At 55.6% G+C, this 17,768-nt stretch carries 16 protein-coding genes; 7 read left to right on the top strand and 9 right to left on the bottom strand.

Translation table 11 applies throughout. The features are described 5' to 3' along the window. Window position 1 precedes the first annotated feature (1 nt). Complete coding sequence (locus tag QP868_RS01455) at window positions 2-2,155, top strand: DUF6716 putative glycosyltransferase (protein WP_284924765.1); 2,154 nt, start codon at window positions 2-4, stop codon at window positions 2,153-2,155. On the opposite strand, the gene QP868_RS01450 is transcribed toward QP868_RS01455, so the two are convergent. From QP868_RS01450 to QP868_RS01420, 7 genes are all read right to left on the bottom strand, one after another. After that, window positions 2,055-3,557, bottom strand: coding sequence for a hypothetical protein (locus QP868_RS01450; RefSeq protein WP_284924764.1), 1,503 nt, complete (start codon window positions 3,555-3,557; stop codon window positions 2,055-2,057). The genes QP868_RS01455 and QP868_RS01450 overlap by 101 nt on opposite strands. Then, window positions 3,554-4,033, bottom strand: a complete 480-nt coding sequence (locus tag QP868_RS01445; protein ID WP_005885228.1) for a GtrA family protein — start codon at window positions 4,031-4,033, stop codon at window positions 3,554-3,556. The genes QP868_RS01450 and QP868_RS01445 overlap by 4 nt, the downstream gene beginning before the upstream one ends. Further along, complete coding sequence (locus tag QP868_RS01440) at window positions 4,034-5,002, bottom strand: glycosyltransferase family 2 protein (protein WP_005885229.1); 969 nt, start codon at window positions 5,000-5,002, stop codon at window positions 4,034-4,036. Between the two features lie 16 nt (window positions 5,003-5,018). Continuing rightward, on the bottom strand, window positions 5,019-6,647 hold the full coding sequence (locus tag QP868_RS01435; protein ID WP_350309954.1) for an acyltransferase family protein: 1,629 nt from the start codon (window positions 6,645-6,647) through the stop codon (window positions 5,019-5,021). Window positions 6,648-6,711: 64 nt separating this feature from the next. Beyond that, window positions 6,712-7,928, bottom strand: a protein-coding gene (locus QP868_RS01430; protein WP_284924762.1) for an IS3 family transposase whose coding sequence is annotated in 2 segments (ribosomal slippage) — window positions 6,712-7,667 and window positions 7,667-7,928 — 1,218 coding nt in all. Because the reading frame shifts where the segments join, the coding sequence is not laid out codon by codon here. Further along, window positions 7,876-8,436, bottom strand: coding sequence for an acyltransferase family protein (locus tag QP868_RS01425; RefSeq protein ID WP_284924761.1), 561 nt, complete (start codon window positions 8,434-8,436; stop codon window positions 7,876-7,878). Before QP868_RS01425 ends, QP868_RS01430 begins: the two co-directional genes overlap by 53 nt. Before the next feature lie 75 nt (window positions 8,437-8,511). Continuing rightward, window positions 8,512-10,629, bottom strand: coding sequence for an acyltransferase family protein (locus QP868_RS01420; RefSeq protein WP_284924759.1), 2,118 nt, complete (start codon window positions 10,627-10,629; stop codon window positions 8,512-8,514). A gap of 207 nt (window positions 10,630-10,836) precedes the next feature. Between QP868_RS01420 and QP868_RS01415 the strand changes: the two genes are divergently transcribed. The 3 genes from QP868_RS01415 (at window position 10,837) to QP868_RS01405 (ending at window position 13,478) form a co-directional block, all read left to right on the top strand. Next, window positions 10,837-11,877 (top strand): methionine ABC transporter ATP-binding protein, encoded by a 1,041-nt coding sequence (locus QP868_RS01415; protein ID WP_284924757.1) that lies wholly within the window; start codon window positions 10,837-10,839, stop codon window positions 11,875-11,877. Further along, window positions 11,864-12,526 carry a methionine ABC transporter permease gene (locus QP868_RS01410; protein ID WP_005885233.1) on the top strand — a complete coding sequence of 221 codons (663 nt, stop codon included), beginning with the start codon at window positions 11,864-11,866 and terminating at the stop codon, window positions 12,524-12,526. Before QP868_RS01415 ends, QP868_RS01410 begins: the two co-directional genes overlap by 14 nt. 115 nt (window positions 12,527-12,641) lie before the next feature. Further along, window positions 12,642-13,478: a MetQ/NlpA family ABC transporter substrate-binding protein gene (locus QP868_RS01405; RefSeq protein ID WP_284924755.1), complete on the top strand. Its 837-nt coding sequence runs from the start codon at window positions 12,642-12,644 to the stop codon at window positions 13,476-13,478. 146 nt (window positions 13,479-13,624) lie between these two features. On the opposite strand, the gene QP868_RS01400 is transcribed toward QP868_RS01405, so the two are convergent. Next, the gene (locus tag QP868_RS01400) at window positions 13,625-15,364 is read right to left on the bottom strand and encodes a formate--tetrahydrofolate ligase (protein WP_284924754.1); all 1,740 of its coding nucleotides are present in this window, start codon (window positions 15,362-15,364) and stop codon (window positions 13,625-13,627) included. A 45-nt stretch (window positions 15,365-15,409) separates the two neighbouring features. Between QP868_RS01400 and QP868_RS01395 the strand changes: the two genes are divergently transcribed. The 3 genes from QP868_RS01395 to QP868_RS01385 all read left to right on the top strand — a co-directional run bounded on the left by QP868_RS01395 (window position 15,410) and on the right by QP868_RS01385 (window position 17,283). Beyond that, window positions 15,410-16,210 (top strand): DUF805 domain-containing protein, encoded by an 801-nt coding sequence (locus QP868_RS01395; protein WP_284924752.1) that lies wholly within the window; start codon window positions 15,410-15,412, stop codon window positions 16,208-16,210. A gap of 157 nt (window positions 16,211-16,367) precedes the next feature. Further along, the gene (locus QP868_RS01390; RefSeq protein WP_284924750.1) at window positions 16,368-16,967 is read left to right on the top strand and encodes a DUF805 domain-containing protein; all 600 of its coding nucleotides are present in this window, start codon (window positions 16,368-16,370) and stop codon (window positions 16,965-16,967) included. 100 nt (window positions 16,968-17,067) lie between these two features. Continuing rightward, complete coding sequence (locus QP868_RS01385) at window positions 17,068-17,283, top strand: hypothetical protein (RefSeq protein ID WP_284924749.1); 216 nt, start codon at window positions 17,068-17,070, stop codon at window positions 17,281-17,283. Here the strand turns inward: QP868_RS01385 and QP868_RS01380 are convergent. After that, complete coding sequence (locus QP868_RS01380) at window positions 17,260-17,715, bottom strand: NUDIX hydrolase (protein ID WP_284924747.1); 456 nt, start codon at window positions 17,713-17,715, stop codon at window positions 17,260-17,262. The genes QP868_RS01385 and QP868_RS01380 overlap by 24 nt on opposite strands. Window positions 17,716-17,768: the final 53 nt, after the last annotated feature.

Below are 17,768 nucleotides of genomic sequence, written 5' to 3'. Positions count from 1 at the left end.
CATGATCGCGATAGTTGAGTCACCGCTACAGTTTCTGGCGGCTTTGGAGACACACAAAGCCTCGACGCTTTTCTGTTATGACTCAGCGACTATGCGTGACTTCGTTGAAAAGTTGCCTTTGTCGTTTCTCGCGGACGTCACTGTGAAGTGGGGGCTCCCTCCGACACGCACGTTCACTGCTGCTCAGAACGTGATCGTGGGAGACCTCAACTCAGGATCGTTTCAGCTACTTCTGGTCCGCGCGCGTGGCAAGTTACCTGCCCTGACCGTTGTTGACGATGGACGTGCGACGATCACGGCGTTCGAAAACGTGGTTTCTAAGGCACCACTCGTTCGTTCACGGGTATCGAATTCTGTTGTCCGTACCGGGCTTGGCCATGTTGCCTCTCGTATTCTCTACGCACATGCACAGCGTGGCCATATCACGTGGTTCACAGCTCTCACCCTCAACGATTCGCTCCGGACCCGCGTAGAGAACGCTGGTGTACGCATTGAGTCACACAGCTTCTCGACGATCCGGTCCTTTCCTTGGGACGACTTGCCAACTTCAGGACCGTTTGTCATTGGTTCAGCAATGGTCGCCGACGGTGTGATCGATGAAGACTCATACTTTTGCTGGCTCGAAAACCTTGGGCTCGATCAGTTTGCCTATATTGCTCACCGGCGCGAAAGTTCCGCATTTCTGAATCGGGTCGGAAGTATCCCTGGCGCTACGGTTTATGCGGCAGGACTTCCAGTGGAAATTCGCCTTTCCCACGCGCAAGCTGGTTCTGAGGTTTATTCGCTACCCACAACCGCGACCGAAACGTTGCCGTTGACGATGGACGCACCCAAGATCAAGACCACGTTTGTCCCTGACGACTGGTGGAAACCGAACGTCACAATGAAAACAAAAATGGAGCTCAACACAGCAGTAAACCGTGCGACTACAAAACCCATCCTTGTTTCCATTTCCGACTCAGAGTCCTATCTGAAATGGTCGGCTTCGCTCCTCGATCAGCTGCGTGAGGATTTTGATGTCCACGTGTGGCTGGTTGACAACCCGATCCTGCCCACTGGCGAGCAGATCGCAAACGCGTTGGCCGGAAGTGGTTTCAGCAGTGCGCATGTGCCTGTTGTTAAGAATTCAGAGCTCAAAGTCGCTCTAGAGGACCTTCGGCCGAATGTGATTCTCGCGGCTGCTACTGGGCCTATTGTGCAGGTCATATATTCAACTGCTGCCTTTCTCTCGCACCGCCCTGGGCTGGTCTCCGGCCTCCCTGGGGTGGGACTTCCTGCGACTTCGAAGGGGCAACGTTACAGGCGTCTCGGTGACATGTTCATCACACATTCCGCTTTTGAAAAAGAAAGATACGAGCAGGTATTAACCGATTGTCGCTTCCCTGTCGAAGTGGTGGTCGCTCGTCTACCCATGCTGAAGTCGAAGAAACCACCTCGCGCTAGATTTACTCCCGGGGATATTCCGACCCGTTTGGTTTTTGCTCCGCAGGCAAAAGTGCCCGTGGAGAAGGACGAACGCGAGCAGATCTTGTTGTCTCTGAACCGCTTCGCACGTAATTTTCCGAAGTCCTCAGTTATTGTGAAGGTGCGTAGCCGGCCAGGTGAACAGGAGACTCATCACGAAGAACACTCCTACACCGCGCTCTTGGAGGATTTGGAGCGTGAAGGAAAAGTGATACCGGGACGTCTGTCGGTTGAGGTTGGTCCTATGTCCGATTTCCTTGAGCCGGGAACGGCTCTGGCGACAGTGTCTTCGACAGCTGCGCTTGAAAGCTTGGACCGTGGCCTGGCAACACTTATTATTGCTGACTTTGGAGTTAATGAGGACATGCTCAATGAGGCGTTCGCCGATTCTGGGATCGCGCAGCCGTTGAGCGATCTAGAACGGTCGGACTTTAGGTTCCCGTCTGAAGCGTGGCTCACAACCAACTATTTCCAACCGTTCACCGACGAATTACCACATGCTCTGCAACTATTAGCGAAACGAGCACGTGCTCAACAGCTTCCGGATATTCGGACGGGCGCGCTTCAGCAGAATTACCGTGGGCTACGCGCTACCGTGCGCTCGAGGACTCCAAAACCCGTGGTTCAAGCGTATCGCCTTGTGAGGCGCGAAATGCCCCAGCGCGTTCGCGACGGTCTTTCCAAGCTTTAACCGAACCTGCAACGACCGCTATAAACGCCACTGAAACCGCCAGGGCGGGCCAGTACGTGTAACGGAAATGATTCGCGGGTATCACCGGGAAGTACGCAAAAACATACAGGAACCCTGAACTCGTCAGCATGAGAGCAAACGCCCTGCTACGGCCCGACCACCACGCACCGATGGATATAATGGCTCCTGCCAGCAGCCAAAACCACGGCTTAAACACAAAGCCAATCGTGTCGACACCAAAGTCCACGACGTAGAACTTCGCGACCTTATCAAACTTCGTGCTTCCCTTGCGAAAACCTACTTCCTTAGCGGGTTTGACCACTTTGTTTGGGAAGTAGATAAGTCGAGAAGTGGTGAGATAAAACTTATACACCGACCATCGATATTCAACGTAACGTTGTGGGTGGGTGATGACGTGATCCAGCCACAGTTGTTTCAGCTCGTCTCTGTAGCCAAGCGGTGAATAATCGCTGCCACTAGATCCGCGACCGTAACAGTTCCAGTACGCGTCATAGGGCTCGTTCATTTCATAGCACTTGGGGCGCGCCTTATTAATTTTGTCCTTGAGCTCCTGGGGTGCTGCTGATTCATTGAGCTCATTTTCAGGGACAGAGAACATAACATCGTCGAGAATGACCTGGTAGATCTGGTGCGTCGGTTTAACGTTCCACTTTTTTGCAATTGCACCATCCAAGGAAACCGCTGACGCTCCTACAAATCCCACGATGACACAACCCATGATAAAGGCACTTATGAATTGTTTGGATCGCCCTTCTCTCAGCTTCGGAATGAGATTCCGTAGTTTTGGGGCGAAAAGTGGAGCAAGCCGCCAGCCAATAAAAATGCACATTGGCACAACAGCAGGGGCCGCATTCTTCCTTACTACTGTGGCAAATACAAGCAGCGAAACCGCTGGCACAATAAACCAAAGTGTTTTCTTGTTCTTGGGAGTGACAAGCGCTAAACATCCGGCGGCAAAAAGTAAAAGTGCTGCCATGATTGTGTCTTTCCACATAACAGCCAGCTGGCTATAGGCCCAAGGCGAAACCAAGATCGCAATCATTGCCAAAGACGCCCATTTACTTTTTAGAATGCGGTGCGCAAATACGGCGAGCAGAAACACCGCCAGGAAATAGATACCAAGCTGGAAGGCTAGTAGCGAACCGAGCTTGCCCGTTACTGCATACAAACCCCGCCACAGAATAGCGACGATAGGCGGATGCCAGTCAGAAAGATTCTTCATTCCCAGCATTTGTTTCGCTTGTTCCGAAATGTCGTACTCGGCACGCCCTGGGTAAAAGCCTAAGAAAGTAACGGCGGCAATTGCGAGGCACAGAAGCAAGAGCCCGACGTCCCACAGTAGCGCTTTGTTGTGTTTAGAAAAGCTCATCACTTTCGTCACTTTTCCTCGATTTTCACTGCTCGGGGAGAATCCGCTTCTTTGAAAACCCATGTTCTGTATGCATAGAACCTAAATGCCATGGCGAGAGCGATTCCTACAATGTTGGTGGATATGTTGTACGAGATCGGGTCACGCAGGTTGAGGAGATACCACGTCACTCCCAGCGGTAACACCGTGATGACCATTCCAATGGCGTTCACAACCACGAAGAGAATGAATCCGCGTACGTTTGACCCTGTAGTGCGGTCGCCATATGTCCACAGTTTGTTTCCCAGCCAAGCAACAATGACAGAGGCAATCGTTGAAATGATTTTTGCTTTGACCGGGCTCCCCGGCATTGTGGCAGGGATGCCCAAAAAGCCGTACACCAGCAGGTTGGATAAGCCCACATCCACAACGTATCCGGCGCCACCAACCATGAGGAAGCGCATGACTTCCACAAGTAGGGAACGCCATTTTTGAGAGTCAGCGGGCATTTAAGATGAAGACCCGCTCAGGCCCACGGTTTTCTTGGGCGGGAGTAGTTCCAGATAGTGTAGGCGTGCTGATTCACGTCGCACGCGCCGTAACGCGTCACCAATAATGCCAACGGTGGCAAAAATGGCGGCGATAATCATGAGCGCCACTGCCAAAAGCGCTGTAGGGAACCGTGGAACCAATCCAGTGTTCATGAACTCAACGATGACCGGCACACCACACACAAGCGACGCGATCACCATGAGAAGGGCAAGCGTACCGTAGAACAAGTTAGGGCGTTCGTGTCGCATCATTTGCGCAATCGTGCCAAGGATTTTAAAGCCATCTGACACGGTGGAGAGCTTCGACTCACTTCCCTCCGGACGGTCACGGAAGTCAATGCTGTATTCGGCGCAAGGAAGTCGGAGCGACATCATGTGAATGGTAAGTTCCGTCTCAATTTCGAAGCGCTTACTCACTGCCGGGAATGATTTGACGAAGCGGCGTGAAAAGACACGGTAACCGGAAAGCATGTCGCTGACATGGGTGCCAAAAAGCTTACTCGTGATGACGTTGAACATTCGGTTGCCAAATTCGTGCCCTGCGCGGTATGAAGACTCAGGGTTTGTGTCACGCCGAACACCCAGGATGTGGTCGTACGGACCGTTCACCAACATTTCAATCATGTCAGGGACATGCGAAGCTTCATACGTGTCGTCGCCGTCTACCATGACGTAAATGTCGGCTTCAACATCAGCGAATGCGCGCCGAACAACGTTACCTTTTCCAGGACGTTCTTCATGGCGAACAATTGCTCCTGCCGCAATGGCTTCCTCTACTGTGCGGTCGGAGGAGTTGTTGTTGTACACGTACACGTCCATTGACGGAACGGCCGCCTTGAGGTCAGTGACTACTTTGCGGACAGTCACTTCCTCGTTATGACAAGGCACAATGGCAGCAATTTTGTAAGTAGACAGATCAACCGTCATCTAGTCGTTCCATTCGTCAGCTCTCAAGACGCAGTTGGTCCTGAAGAAATGGTGTAAGCGTTTTTACGTATGTCGCACTAACGTGGTTGTGATCACGATATACAAGGACGTTCCCGACAACAACAGGACACTCCTGTTCGGTGCAAAATTTCTCCCACACGTCGACATACTTTGCACCTACTTTTTTCGAGGCATCCTCCACAGCTCGCCCCGCTTCGCGGAACTCGCTTACGTCATCGAGGCTGAGATCGCATTTAGCATAATCACCGCTGTCCTGATGTTTGGCCACACAGTCGGGAATATTCACCTTCGTCGTTCGTATCGGTGTTGCCCCCAAAACCGTCAGATCAATACCTGCTTTCACCAAAGGGCGCATCGCATCCGCGTAACCAGTCTGTCCGGGCCTTTTCTCGCCTTTTTGGCGTTTGAAATCTGTAGCCGGCATGTTCGCGATCACCACCCGATCGGGTTTCTCATCTTTCAGTTTCTCGATAGTTTTCTTGTTTGGCTCGCTACATTCCAAACGACCGTTTGTCTCATATCCCCGCTCCGCGAGGCTAAAGGGGCATGAGTAGTGCAAATGCACAACCAGTTTCCAATCTGTGCCCTTCAGCATTTCTTGAAAAGCCGGCACCCACTGGCTCGCGTGCGAATCTCCCACTAGTGCCAAGGTTTTCGACCCGTCTGGGTTAGCCATCACACATTCTGCAGCGGTTTTTGTTTCAGGTTCCGCAGGTGTAGCAGGACAGTCTTCGGGGTAATACGGCCTGTCTTCGATTGCGCGCGAGACGACGGGCAAAATTGTGCCAGAGTAACCCTCTGCAAAGCGGGTAAAGGACGTCTTACTGAGCGAAGCACTGCCAATACCCTCGACGTTGCCCGCTTTGAGCTCTTCGATCTTGCGGGTCTCACGCTCAACCTCAATTGCATGCGACGCAAACGGAACCGCTGCGACAGCACACGTCACAGCCATTGACATTCCAGCCGCAATAAGTGCTCGCCTGTTGTGTTTCTTGAGGAACGGTAGGACACGTAGGGGTTGTTCCACGTAGTAGAAGGAGAGCATCGCAAGCACAATGCTCACGGCAAAGACCGCAATAAATTCTGAAATCCCTTCAGCCGGGCGCCCGTTCCTTTCATGAAAAAACACCACAACAGGGAAATGCCACAAGTACAACGAATATGACCATAGGCCGACCAACTGAACAGGCTTCCAGTTAATAATGGGCCCCAAAGAGCCCAACCCGGTAGTCCAGCCAGCAGCGATCAAAGTAGCCGCTCCCAATGTAGGTATCAAAGCAGAAGCACCCGGGAAAGCGGGGGCTTCACCGGAATACGTCACACATGCAACACCAATCGCTACCACACCAACGATCGCCATCACCTTGCGCGCACCATTAAACCTCTGCGGATCACCTAAAATGCACGCAAGCAAACCACCAATACCCAACTCCCACACACGAGTAGGCGTAATGAAGTACGAGGCAGGGTCATTAGCACCCACCGACACAACACTCCACACAAACGAAGCCAGGCACACCACCGCAAAAAGTACAAACGCAATGAACCGGAACCGGCGCCGAAATACATCTGCGCTATGGCGCCCGCGGTTCTGCAAACGTCGCGTACTCCAAAGCGCTAGCACCACTAACAATGGCCAAACTGGGGTTGCCCGCAAATCGTGGACACGTAGTGGAGCTACCTAGTGGTTAGGCAGCTATTTCTTTTCTGCTAATGGTTAGACCAATTCGGTTCTCGAAGTCGACAGGGGTGGCCATCCCGAGTGCGGAATGTCGGCGTCGACGGTTGTAGACGACTTCAATCCAGTAGGCAACGGCCTTGCGTGCGGCATCACGGGTCGTCCAGCGCTTACGGTCGTAGAACTCGGTTTTAAGCGTCGACCAGAACGACTCGGCCATCGCATTATCGAAGCACACCCCGGTACGCCCCACGGACTGAGCAATGCCCAGGTTGCGGCAAACCTCCCAGAGTTTCTCGCTGGTGAATTGGGTTCCGCGGTCAGCGTGAAACACCAGCCCATCAGGAACGTCACCACGAAGTGTATGCGCCATCCGCAAGGCCCGTTCGACCAGGGAAGTATCTTGAACGCTATCCATAGCCCAGCCCAGCACCCGGCGGGAATGGCCATCGCGAACCGCGCACAAGTACAACCAGCCTTCAGCAGTGCGCAGGTAGGTAATATCTGACATCCAAACCCGGTTGAGCTCACCAGTATCAAACATGCGCTTGACCAGGTCAGGAAGCGTGGACTTACGCTTAGCTTGAATCGTTGTCACCGGGACAAAGGCCCGCGGTGAAATCCCTTCAATGCCCATCATGCGCATCCGTTTAGCCACAGTCTTACGGTTAAGCGCAATGTGGTAGCGCTCGGCAAGTTCTGCAGTGATCCGCGGAGCACCATAAACCTCACCGGAGTCTTTCCAAATCCGATGAATCTTGCGGTCGACATCATCGTAAAATGCTGCACGATCATCTTCGCCGGAGAGTCGCTTCTGCTGCGTATGAGCCCATTTGTAGTATCCAGACCGAGACACTTTTAAAAGCCGTGCCATGCGCTTGATGCTGTAGTTCGCCTTCTCCTGCTGCATTAGTTCGAACTTTTCTGCTCGCGTTGCTTCGCAGCGAAGAAGGCTGTCGCTTTTGACAAAAACTCGTTATCCATCTTGGCTTCAGCCAGCTCCCGGCGCAGACGAGCATTCTCAGCACGAAGATCAGCCTCACTCATCCCATCTGATGCTCCTCGGCGCTCACGCTCGAGTTTGACCCACCGGCCTAAAAGCCCGGCGGAAACACCGATCTCCTTAGCCACATGAGCAATCGGACGCTCCGACTCTATTACCAGGTTCGCGGCTTCACGCCGATACTCCGGAGTGTACTTCTTGCGCTGTTGACTCACAATGAACATCCTTTCCTACGGACACAAGATCCGCACTAATAGGGTGTCCACTCAACGAGGGTAACCTCAAAACAACGTAGAACTGTTCTTCAACCGAAAGCGACCAGAAGTGTTGGAACGGCGAAGGTGCCGCATCCTGCCCCAGGTAGTCGACCGATTGGTCCGCCAGTAGGAAGTTTTGTATGTAGAGGGCCGAGGCGATGCCTTGCTTTGTGGCATCCACCAACTGAGTGCTTGGAAGAACGAAAAGCGAAACGATCGATGTAACAACAATCGCAAGAGTCGCAGCCGGGAGAATACGCCTAGCCCGGTTGGCCCAAAACTGGCTCAGCGACAAACGCCCCGTAGATTCAACCTCTTTCAGCATGTGTGCCGTGATCAGATAACCAGAGATCACAAAAAACACATCCACACCAACAAAACCACCCGGCAACCACGAAGGCTGAATGTGGTAAACAACGACAGCCAAAACAGCTATCGCACGCAGAAGCTGAATCTCAGGACGAAACTTTCGCATCTACTAAACTCTCATGAGACGGAAACCAGCCCACCTAGTGTAAGAAATATAACCCGCTACACAGCGCTTAAAGTCTCAGTGTCGGACTATTTCGTCAATAATTGACCCCAACCAGGGCTCTAAGGTTTCTGCGTATGCCGGCGACACGTGGTTAGTGTCGCGGTACACCAACCGCGAGCCAGCAACGGCTGGGCACACGTCTTCGACGCAAAACGCGTCAGCTGTATCCACCAATTCCACGTCCGACACCTCACGCGCCGCTTCGCGCATGGCCGCGTTCGTGCCCTGGTCCAGTTTTGCGTCACTTCGTTTGAAGTCACACGCAGATGGATCGTCCATGTGTTCACTCACGCACTCAGGCATGTCCCCCGGCGGATTGGGCGAATCGACAAAAGCCAAAACCTTGATGTCTTCACTGCTCAACTCCCGGAATACGTCCGCAAACCCCTTTGTCCCCGGCACCTTCTCAGCATCCTGAGCCACAGCGTCACCTCGGACCAGGCCAGAGGTGAGAACGACCTCGGGCCGGTCCTTTTTCAACCTTTCCAAAACATCACGGTTTGCATCCTGACACTTCAGGCCGCCCGCCTGCTCAGCGTTGAACTCACCCACCGTGAACGGGCACTTCTGCCGTAAGTACACCACGACTTTCCAGTCGGTGCCCTCGACGACCTTACGCAGAGCCGGCACCCACTGCGCCGCGTGAGAATCCCCCACGACAGCAATCGTCCGTCCGCCGTCCGAACCCGCAATCACACAATCCCGCGTGCGCTTTTCAGAAACCGGCACGGGCACCTCAAAGGAGCACTCTGGAAACTTGGGCTCGCTCTCTCGCGCGCTAATCGGAGCGGGCTCAATGGTGGTGTCCTCGCCAAAGAATACGTCGTAGTCGTACTCGCGCAGTGACCCGAACCCAGGCGCCAACTTAGTAGGCAGATCAACCGTAGGAGCAGCCAGCACATCGTCACGCAGGTTTTGCTGGCGCAACTCGTGTGCGCTCACCCAACCGGGCACCACGGCGACCACGGCACCAACTGCCGCCACGGCTACCGCGCCCACAACCGTGTGCGCGTTGCGAGCCTTGAGCCACGTCCACGACAAGATTGGCCTTTCCACCAGGTAATAACTGGCACACGCAACTACCAGGCTCACCGCAAAAACCAGCAGTCCGCCCAGCGCGGTGATGCCACCGGCGATGCGGGCTCCCGCGAACACCACTACCGGGAAGTGCCACAAGTACAAGGAGTACGACCAGTCCCCCACCCGCTGAATGGGAGCTAAACGCATGAAGCGGTCTGGGGAACCCACGCCCGAGGTCGTCCCCGCTGCGATGACCGCCACCGTCCCAGCGATGGGGAGAAGCGCGGCGACGCCGGGGAACGGAGTTGCCGAAGAGTACGTGACCGTGCTGATGACGATGGCGGCAATTCCACCCCACTGGAGGGCCAGTCGCAACCACGGGTGCGAGGTCCATTCGATGAGCACGCACGCCAAAAGCCCGCCAGCACCCAACTCCCATAGGCGCGTCCACGTCACAAAGTACGCGGCGGGGTCACCACTTGCCACGTGGACCACGCTGGCAACGAAACTCACAGCGACAAACACGGAGAAGAACACCACCGTGATACCTCTGAACCGCCTGCGGTGTTGATAGAACCCCGTTGGGTACTTCCGTAGGACCTGTCCCGCGATCAAACCGGCCGCCACAACCAGCAGTGGCCACACCACGTAGAACTGTTCTTCTAAGGACAACGACCAGAAGTGTTGGAACGGAGTGGGCTTCGCGTCAGCAGCCATGTAGTCCACCGACTGGCGCGCAAGGGCGAAGTTCTGAATGTAAAGCGCTGAAGCAACCCCCTGCGTGGCCACATCTTTCAGACGTGTCAAAGGCAGAAACCACAACGACAGAATCGACACCACCACAATGGTCACCGTGGCTGCTGGCAAGATCCGGCGAGCGCGGTTCGCCCAAAACTGCATGAGCGAAAACTGCCCCGTGGTTTCGATTCGGTTGAGGATACCGGCCGTAATGAGGAATCCAGAGATCACAAAGAACACATCCACACCCACAAAACCACCGGGCAACCAGGCGGGGTTGATGTGATAAACGACGACAGCGACTACGGCCAGGGCCCGCAAAAACTGAATCTCTGGCCTAAAGCGTTGCGCAGAGCTTGGCCTCGAAGTCGTCATAATGAACCATTCAACACTACCCGCCAGGCGCCTGAACGATTATCCCCACCGTGTCTCCTACTCATCGGCGCGAACACCCTCAAATGTCATACGTGTCACATTCAGGCGTGCCCCGGGTCACACTATGTCATTTCATGACAAACCCGACCCCACTTAGCATCAACGTTCCGCAATATGAGAGACGCTAAACCATACAAGGAGTACCACGTGATCGAACTGCGCGATCTTCGCAAAGAATTTGCTGGCGCTCCGGCACTGGATGGAATCAACCTCACCATCCCAGACGGTCAAATCCACGGAATTGTGGGACGTTCGGGTGCCGGAAAGTCCACGCTCATTCGATGCATCACCGGGCTAGAAACGCCCACCAGCGGCACCGTCACCATCGACGACACCGCCATCACCGGGCAATCTGCTTCGGGTCTGAGGCGTGCCCGCCGTTCGATCGGTATGGTGTTCCAGCACGCGAATCTGCTGGACTCCCTCACTGCGCAAGGCAACGTGGAGCACCCACTCAAAGTGGCAGGCGTCCCAGCCGCTAAGCGCAAGGCACGAGCACAAGAGCTCCTCGAGCTGGTGGGCCTAAGCGACCGCGCCAACAACTACCCCGCACAGCTGTCCGGAGGTCAACGTCAGCGTGTGGGTATCGCCCGCGCCCTTGCCACGGAACCCTCACTTTTGCTGTGTGACGAACCCACCTCGGCGCTGGACTCACAGACCACCAGCCAGATCCTGCAGCTTTTGCGTTCCTTGCGTGACCGTCTGGGCATTACCGTGCTCATCATCACCCACGAAATGTCAGTCGTGCGCGAAATCTGCGACGCGGTCACCCACCTGGTCGACGGCACGATCGCCCACACCGGAACCCTGCAAAGTGTGCTGAGCGAACCAGCCTCACCGCTGGCCAAGAGCCTCATTCCGCTCCCAGAAGGAACCGACATCACCGGGACCCTGGAAGTTGCCCTGCCTGCCACCTGGGTCATGGGTCCCGAGGCGGGCGCCGGCACAGTTTCAGGTGTCTTCGAAGCTGCATCACAGGCTGGAGTGCCGATCTCGGCCGTCCAAGCCGGCACCGTCGAAGTCATCGCTAACCGGCAAGTAGGCCGCCTGCGCGTTTCCACCCAACGACCCGAAGACCTACCCCGCCTTTCCCAAGCACTCCAGCGGGCCGGGTACACGGTAGGTGGAACGACCTCGGCGAACAACACCCACAACAACGGAAAGGAGGCCAACGATGTGGCTGAATAACCCCGTCATCGCGAATGAACTGTGGCCCGCATTCTGCGAGACCCTGTTCATGACGCTGCTTTCGGCCTTGTTCTCCGTTGTTTTGGGACTTCCGTTGGGGATCCTGCTGTGGCGAACCGCCAAGAACTCCTTGTCCCCCAACCCGGTTCTGTACCGAATCCTGTCGACGATCGTGGACATCGGGCGTTCGATCCCGTTCATCATCTTGATGATCGCGCTCATCCCGTTCACCCGCTTCATGGTGGGCACCGCGCTGGGATGGTACGCAACGGTCGTACCTCTGACCGTAGGAGCGATCCCGTTCTACGCCCGGTTAGTTGAATCAGCCTTGCGCGAAGTCTCCACCGGAAAAATCGAAGCCGTCACCATGATGGGGGCCAGCCGCGGACAGATCATCCGCCAGGTCATGATTCCCGAGGCGCTGCCCGGCCTGGTTTCGGCAGCCACCGTGACAACAGTGACCCTGGTTGGTTACACCGCCATGGCTGGTGCGGCCGGCGGCGGAGGTGTTGGCGCCCTCGCCATTTCCTACGGCTACCAGCGCTACCAAGGAGACACGATGCTGGTGTGCATCATCGTGCTCGTGGCACTCGTGGGCGTACTGCAGTTCGTAGGCGACCGGATCGCACACGCCGTGGACCACAGATAAGCACTCCAGAACTTTAGCGGCACTTGGGCGAAGGCGCCTGCCGAGGTGACTGACACCTCGGCGGGCAACCTGGCCCGTACTTACCAATTTCACTCAAAGAGAAAAGGAAACACGTATGAAACTCCGCATTGCAGCAGCCGTAGCAGCTGCCAGCCTTCTGCTCACCGGTTGCGGTCTCGCAGGTGGGGACGCGAAGGAAGTCGGCAAGAAAAACGGCGACATCACCACGCTTACAGTGGGCGTCTCACCGGTCCCACACGGTGACATCCTGAAATACGTCGACGAAAACCTGGCAAAGGACGCCGGCCTCGACATCGAAATCAAGGAATACACCGACTACACGCTGCCGAACCGCGCACTTGTTGACGGTGACCTGGATGCCAACTACTTCCAACACAAGCCATACCTGGATTCTGAAGTTGAAGGACAGGGTTACAAACTCCACGCTTTCGAAGGTGTTCACATTGAACCGATCGCGCTTTTCTCCAAGAAGGTGAAGTCGGTTGACGAACTTCCTGACGGCGGAACCATTGGTATCAACAACGACCCAGCCAACCAGGGTCGCGCGCTGGACATGCTGGCCAAGGAAGGTGTCATCACCCTGGCTGATGGCAAGGACGCAACCACTGCGACCATCCACGACATCAAGGACAACCCCAAGAACCTGAAGTTCCAGGAAGCCGACGCAGCACAGCTGGCACGCACCCTGGACGACACCGACGCGTCGATCATCAACGGAAACAACGCACTCGAAGCTGGCCTGTCCCCCACCAAGGACTCGATCCTGGTGGAATCGGCAGAAAACAACCCATACGCCAACTTCCTTGCCGTGCGAGACGGCGACCAGGACAACGAATCGATCAAGAAGCTCGACGAACTTCTGCACTCACCTGAAGTCAAGAAGTACATCGAAGACACCTGGACCGACGGCGCTGTTCTCCCAGCGTTCTAAAGGACTGAGGTGCTCAGGTACTAGTCGGTTCTGACCGGCCAAACACGACCATCTGAATGCACAAGCGAGGGGCTCCCTGGTGATCAACCAGGGAGCCCCTCGCTTTGGGTCAGCTACGCAAGTGGCTCCTGCACCACCAGAACTGCTTAGAACAAACCGCTGATGTTACCGTCGTCGTCAACGTCGATCGTGTTGGCTGCCGGCTTCTTTGGAAGCCCTGGCATGGTCATGATGTCGCCACAGACCACAACCACGAAGCCCGCACCGGCAGACAGACGCACGTCGGCCACCTCGAGCACGTGCCCAGTTGGTGCGCCCAGCTCGGTCGCGTCAGTCGAGAACGAATACTGGGTCTTGGCAATGCACACCGGCAAGTCGCCATACCCGTCTTCTGCAAACAGCGCCAGCTTGTTGCGCACCTTCTTGGGAAGCTCTACCCGGTCGGCACCGTAAACCCGCTGGGCAATCGTCGTGATTTTTTCTTCCAGTGTGGAGTCGAGTGGGTAGGTGAACTGGGGTTCCTTGCCCGAGGTGTCCGCGGCTTCTGCAACCGCGATCACCTTGCGTGCAAGGTCGGTTGCTCCCTTTCCACCTTCTGCCCAGTGACGCGCAAGTGACGCTTCCACACCGCGCTCTTTGAGCGCCTCAAGCAGGGCTGTGTGTTCAGCGTCGGTGTCAGATGGGAACGTGTTGACCGCAACAACAGGGGTGACACCGTAAACATCACGGACGTTCGCAATGTGCTTGTCCAAGTTCACCAAACCAGCCCGCATTGCGTCAACGTTTTCCTTCTCCAGGTCAGCTTTAGCGACCCCGCCGTGGAACTTCAACGCACGCACGGTAGCCACGATCACGGCAGCTGAAGGGAAGATTCCCGCAGCCCGGCACTTGATGTCGATGAACTTTTCAGCACCCAGATCAGCGCCGAATCCCGCTTCGGTGATCGCATACTGGCCGTAGTTCATCGCAGCCGTGGTAGCCAAAACCGAGTTGCACCCGTGGGCGATGTTTGCGAACGGACCACCGTGGATGAACGCTGGTGTTCCTTCGATCGACTGCACCAGGTTAGGTGAAAGGCCTTTAGCCAAAAGCGCGGCCATCGAACCAGCGACTTCGAGGTCAGCCACCGTCACTGGTTTCTTGTCGAACGTGCGCGCAACCACAATATTGCCCAAGCGTTCTTTCAAGTCGGCAATCGACGTGGCCAAGCAGAACACGGCCATGACCTCACTTGCCACAACAATGTCGAAGTGGTCTTCGCGAGCCATCCCGTTGTTGTAGCCACCCAAACCGATCGCAATATCGCGAAGAGCACGGTCATTCAGGTCGACAACGCGACGAATCTCAACCCGGCGAGGGTCGATCCCCAAAGTGTTTCCCTGGTGGATGTGGTTATCCAGCGCTGCGCACGCCAGGTTGTTAGCCAAAGCGATTGCCGCGAAGTCACCCGTAAAGTGCAGGTTGATGTCTTCCATGGGCAAGACCTGGGCGTAGCCACCGCCGGCAGCTCCACCTTTCATCCCAAAAACAGGTCCCAGGCTCGGTTCCCGCAGTGCCAGGACGGCCGGGGTTTTGCCTTCTGGAACGTTCCAGTTTTCTTCGCGTGCAACTTCGTTGATGCCGTCAGCGAGTCCAATCGAGGTAGTGGTTTTACCTTCGCCAGCCGGTGTGGGGCTCATCGCTGTGACCAGAACCAGCTTGGCCGGGGTCGTCGACGGTGTTGAAGAGTCAGCGGCTTCACGGTCGCGCGTGACTGTGGTTGCCGGAACTTTTGCCTTGTCGTGTCCAAAAGGAACAATGTCCTCAACGTTGAGGCCCAACTTGGCTGCAATGGTAGAGATAGGTCGGATAGTGGCCTTATGCGCAATTTCTAAGTCAATGCTCATAGTCACAATATTTACACACACTGCGTTCCAGGTACTATGAAAAGCGTGAGTAATTACCCTCAATACCCAAACACGCCCGGATCTGGCAACGGCCCCCAGCCTGGTGGCAATAGCCCATACGCATCCGGAGCGCCCGGACAATCACAAAACTACGGAACTGGTCAGCCTTATGGCTCCCAGCCAACAGGCGCAGGTCAGCAGCCATACGGCTCCCAGCCAACAGGCAGTGCCGGCCAGCAACCTTACGGCTCCCAGCCAGCGGGTGGCGCCGGCCAGCAACCTGCTTACGGAAACTCATACGCCAACCAGGGCATGGGAGGCGGAATGCCAGCAGGGTTCGGTCAGCCCGGACCTGATGGAACGGTTCCTCTCAACCAGCCCCACTACGGTGCGTCGATTAAAGAAGCGACCATGCGCTTCTTCAAGAAGTACGCGCGTTTCAACGGGTTTGCTTCCAGGAGCGAATTCTGGTGGCCCATGCTCTCGCTCATTGTTATTCAGCTCATCCTCATGATCCCCTACATCATTGGAATTGTGATGATGTCCGCGGGCACGGCTGCTGCCGCTTCGTCGTACTCATCAACAGGTACGGCTGGTGGCGGAGGGGCGGCCACGTTTGGAACTATCCTCGTGTTCCTCTCTGGTGGACTCCTCTTCCTATTTGGACTGGCCGTCATTGTGCCTTCCATCGCACTGTCGGTTCGTCGTCTTCACGACGCCGGTTTCAGCGGTTGGTGGTACCTCTTGTCCTTGGCCCCTTTCGGAAGTATCGTCGTTCTTATTTTCTGCGGTTTGGAAAGCAAACCAGAAAAATGGCAACCCGAATGGTATGACCAAAACGCCTAACAGCAACAACAATCCTTAACGAGTGGGAGTCACGGATGTGACTCCCACTCGTGTTTTGCAACGTAACCAAACAGCAACGTGTACACGGACATATAGGCGAAACGCCCCCGTAGGATAAGCATGAGATTCTTGTGAACCCCCTTTTTTGGAGCTAAACATGTCGCAGTACAACTACGGGCAACCGCAAGCGACCCCGTACCCACAGCCACACGCACATACCTATGTGAGCGTGCCACCGGGCTTCGGCCACCCCGGCCCAGACGGTACGGTGCCACTTAACCAGCCGTGGTACGGAATTGGCTTCATGGAGGCAAACAAACGCTTTTTTAAGAAGTACGTCCGCTTCAACGGCTTCGCGTCACGTGGCGAATACTGGTGGTCATTCTTAGGCTTGACCTTGATCGGGCTTATTCCGAGCGTCATCTTCTCAATCGGATACATCATGGTTTTTGCCGGCATCTTGAGTGCGGCCGCGTCAGCGTCGTATGACGGAAGTGGCGCAGGAGGCGTGGTAACTTCCGGGCTTGGATTCGTTTTTCTGTTGGTGGGGGGCGGCTTGACGAGTCTCATCAGTTTCGCAACGTTCTTACCATCACTGGGAGCATCTATCCGGCGGCTACACGACGCAGGTTTTTCCGGCTGGTGGTACTTACTCATCTTCGCTCCGTTCGGAACCTTCATTATCGTGGTACTCCTCGCCATGCCCACCAACCAAGAAAAATGGCAACAGGACTGGTTTGACACCTCGGAAGGCTAATCAATAACCACCTGTTTCGGGACTGCCACACGTGGCAGTCCCATTTTTTGTGCATGTGGCGTTGACTAAAGGAGGAACACCAGAAGGAAAGTGAACAGGCATGCAACCATACAAGTCCGATGCGTGGTCAACCGATCTCTACGGACTCCCGTCAGGACCGAACACCGACCCACGCCCCTCACCGGCACCCCTCCACGGACCCCTCGCCCGCCCTCGTAAACGCCCGCGCGTAGGCTTGGCGGTCACCTCGGGCATTATCACAGCGAGCGTGCTCGTGGTGGCGGCAGTGTGTCTAGCTGTGTTCTTCGCCCGCTGAGCCCGAACGTTGCATCAGAGCCGGAATCACACGCGTCCGAGTCAGTGGTGCGAACTGCTGAGCATCCGTGTCCGGGGGCAGCTGTTCGTAACTAAACCATCCGATCTCTTCGATTTCGTGCAAACACTGCGGAGCCTCAACGCTGAGATCCGCCGGAACCGTTTCGCACACAAAGACGTGTCCAGTCACCATGTGCTGTGCTTCATTGGCAGCGGGAGCGGTGAAGGTCCCCAAGAAAAATAGCTGGCTTTCGTCCAGGTGCAGCCCCAGCTCTTCGCGAATTTCACGCACCACCGTGTCCTGAGCTGTTTCGCCTGGCTCGGGTTTTCCGCCCGGCAACATAAAAGAGGTAGTCCCCCTCTTGCGAACCATGAGAAGCGCAGGTTCGCTGGGGTGTTGAATAACTAAGGCTGAAACGGTGATGTTCTTCATGGGATCCTTACACGTTCAGGCCCGAGGTGGTTCTCACCTCGGGCCTGAATCAC

This window comes from Brevibacterium sp. UMB1308A (assembly GCF_030230605.1).
Taxonomy (GTDB): domain Bacteria; phylum Actinomycetota; class Actinomycetes; order Actinomycetales; family Brevibacteriaceae; genus Brevibacterium.
Note: the sequence above shows the minus strand (reverse complement) of the source record. Positions and strands in the feature narration are given on the sequence as shown.

Excerpts from the sequence above, each read along its gene's own strand:
- QP868_RS01410 (WP_005885233.1), top strand. The coding sequence starts at position 11,864 with ATGTGGCTGAATAACCCCGTCATCGCGAATGAACTGTGGCCCGCATTC.
- QP868_RS01390 (WP_284924750.1), top strand. The coding sequence starts at position 16,368 with ATGTCGCAGTACAACTACGGGCAACCGCAAGCGACCCCGTACCCACAG.
- QP868_RS01385 (WP_284924749.1), top strand. The coding sequence starts at position 17,068 with ATGCAACCATACAAGTCCGATGCGTGGTCAACCGATCTCTACGGACTC.
- QP868_RS01405 (WP_284924755.1), top strand. The coding sequence starts at position 12,642 with ATGAAACTCCGCATTGCAGCAGCCGTAGCAGCTGCCAGCCTTCTGCTC.
- QP868_RS01455 (WP_284924765.1), top strand. The coding sequence starts at position 2 with ATGATCGCGATAGTTGAGTCACCGCTACAGTTTCTGGCGGCTTTGGAG.
- QP868_RS01440 (WP_005885229.1), bottom strand. The coding sequence starts at position 5,002 with ATGACGGTTGATCTGTCTACTTACAAAATTGCTGCCATTGTGCCTTGT.
- QP868_RS01425 (WP_284924761.1), bottom strand. The coding sequence starts at position 8,436 with ATGCGAAAGTTTCGTCCTGAGATTCAGCTTCTGCGTGCGATAGCTGTT.
- QP868_RS01400 (WP_284924754.1), bottom strand. The coding sequence starts at position 15,364 with ATGAGCATTGACTTAGAAATTGCGCATAAGGCCACTATCCGACCTATC.
- QP868_RS01420 (WP_284924759.1), bottom strand. The coding sequence starts at position 10,629 with ATGACGACTTCGAGGCCAAGCTCTGCGCAACGCTTTAGGCCAGAGATT.
- QP868_RS01445 (WP_005885228.1), bottom strand. The coding sequence starts at position 4,033 with ATGCCCGCTGACTCTCAAAAATGGCGTTCCCTACTTGTGGAAGTCATG.
- QP868_RS01380 (WP_284924747.1), bottom strand. The coding sequence starts at position 17,715 with ATGAAGAACATCACCGTTTCAGCCTTAGTTATTCAACACCCCAGCGAA.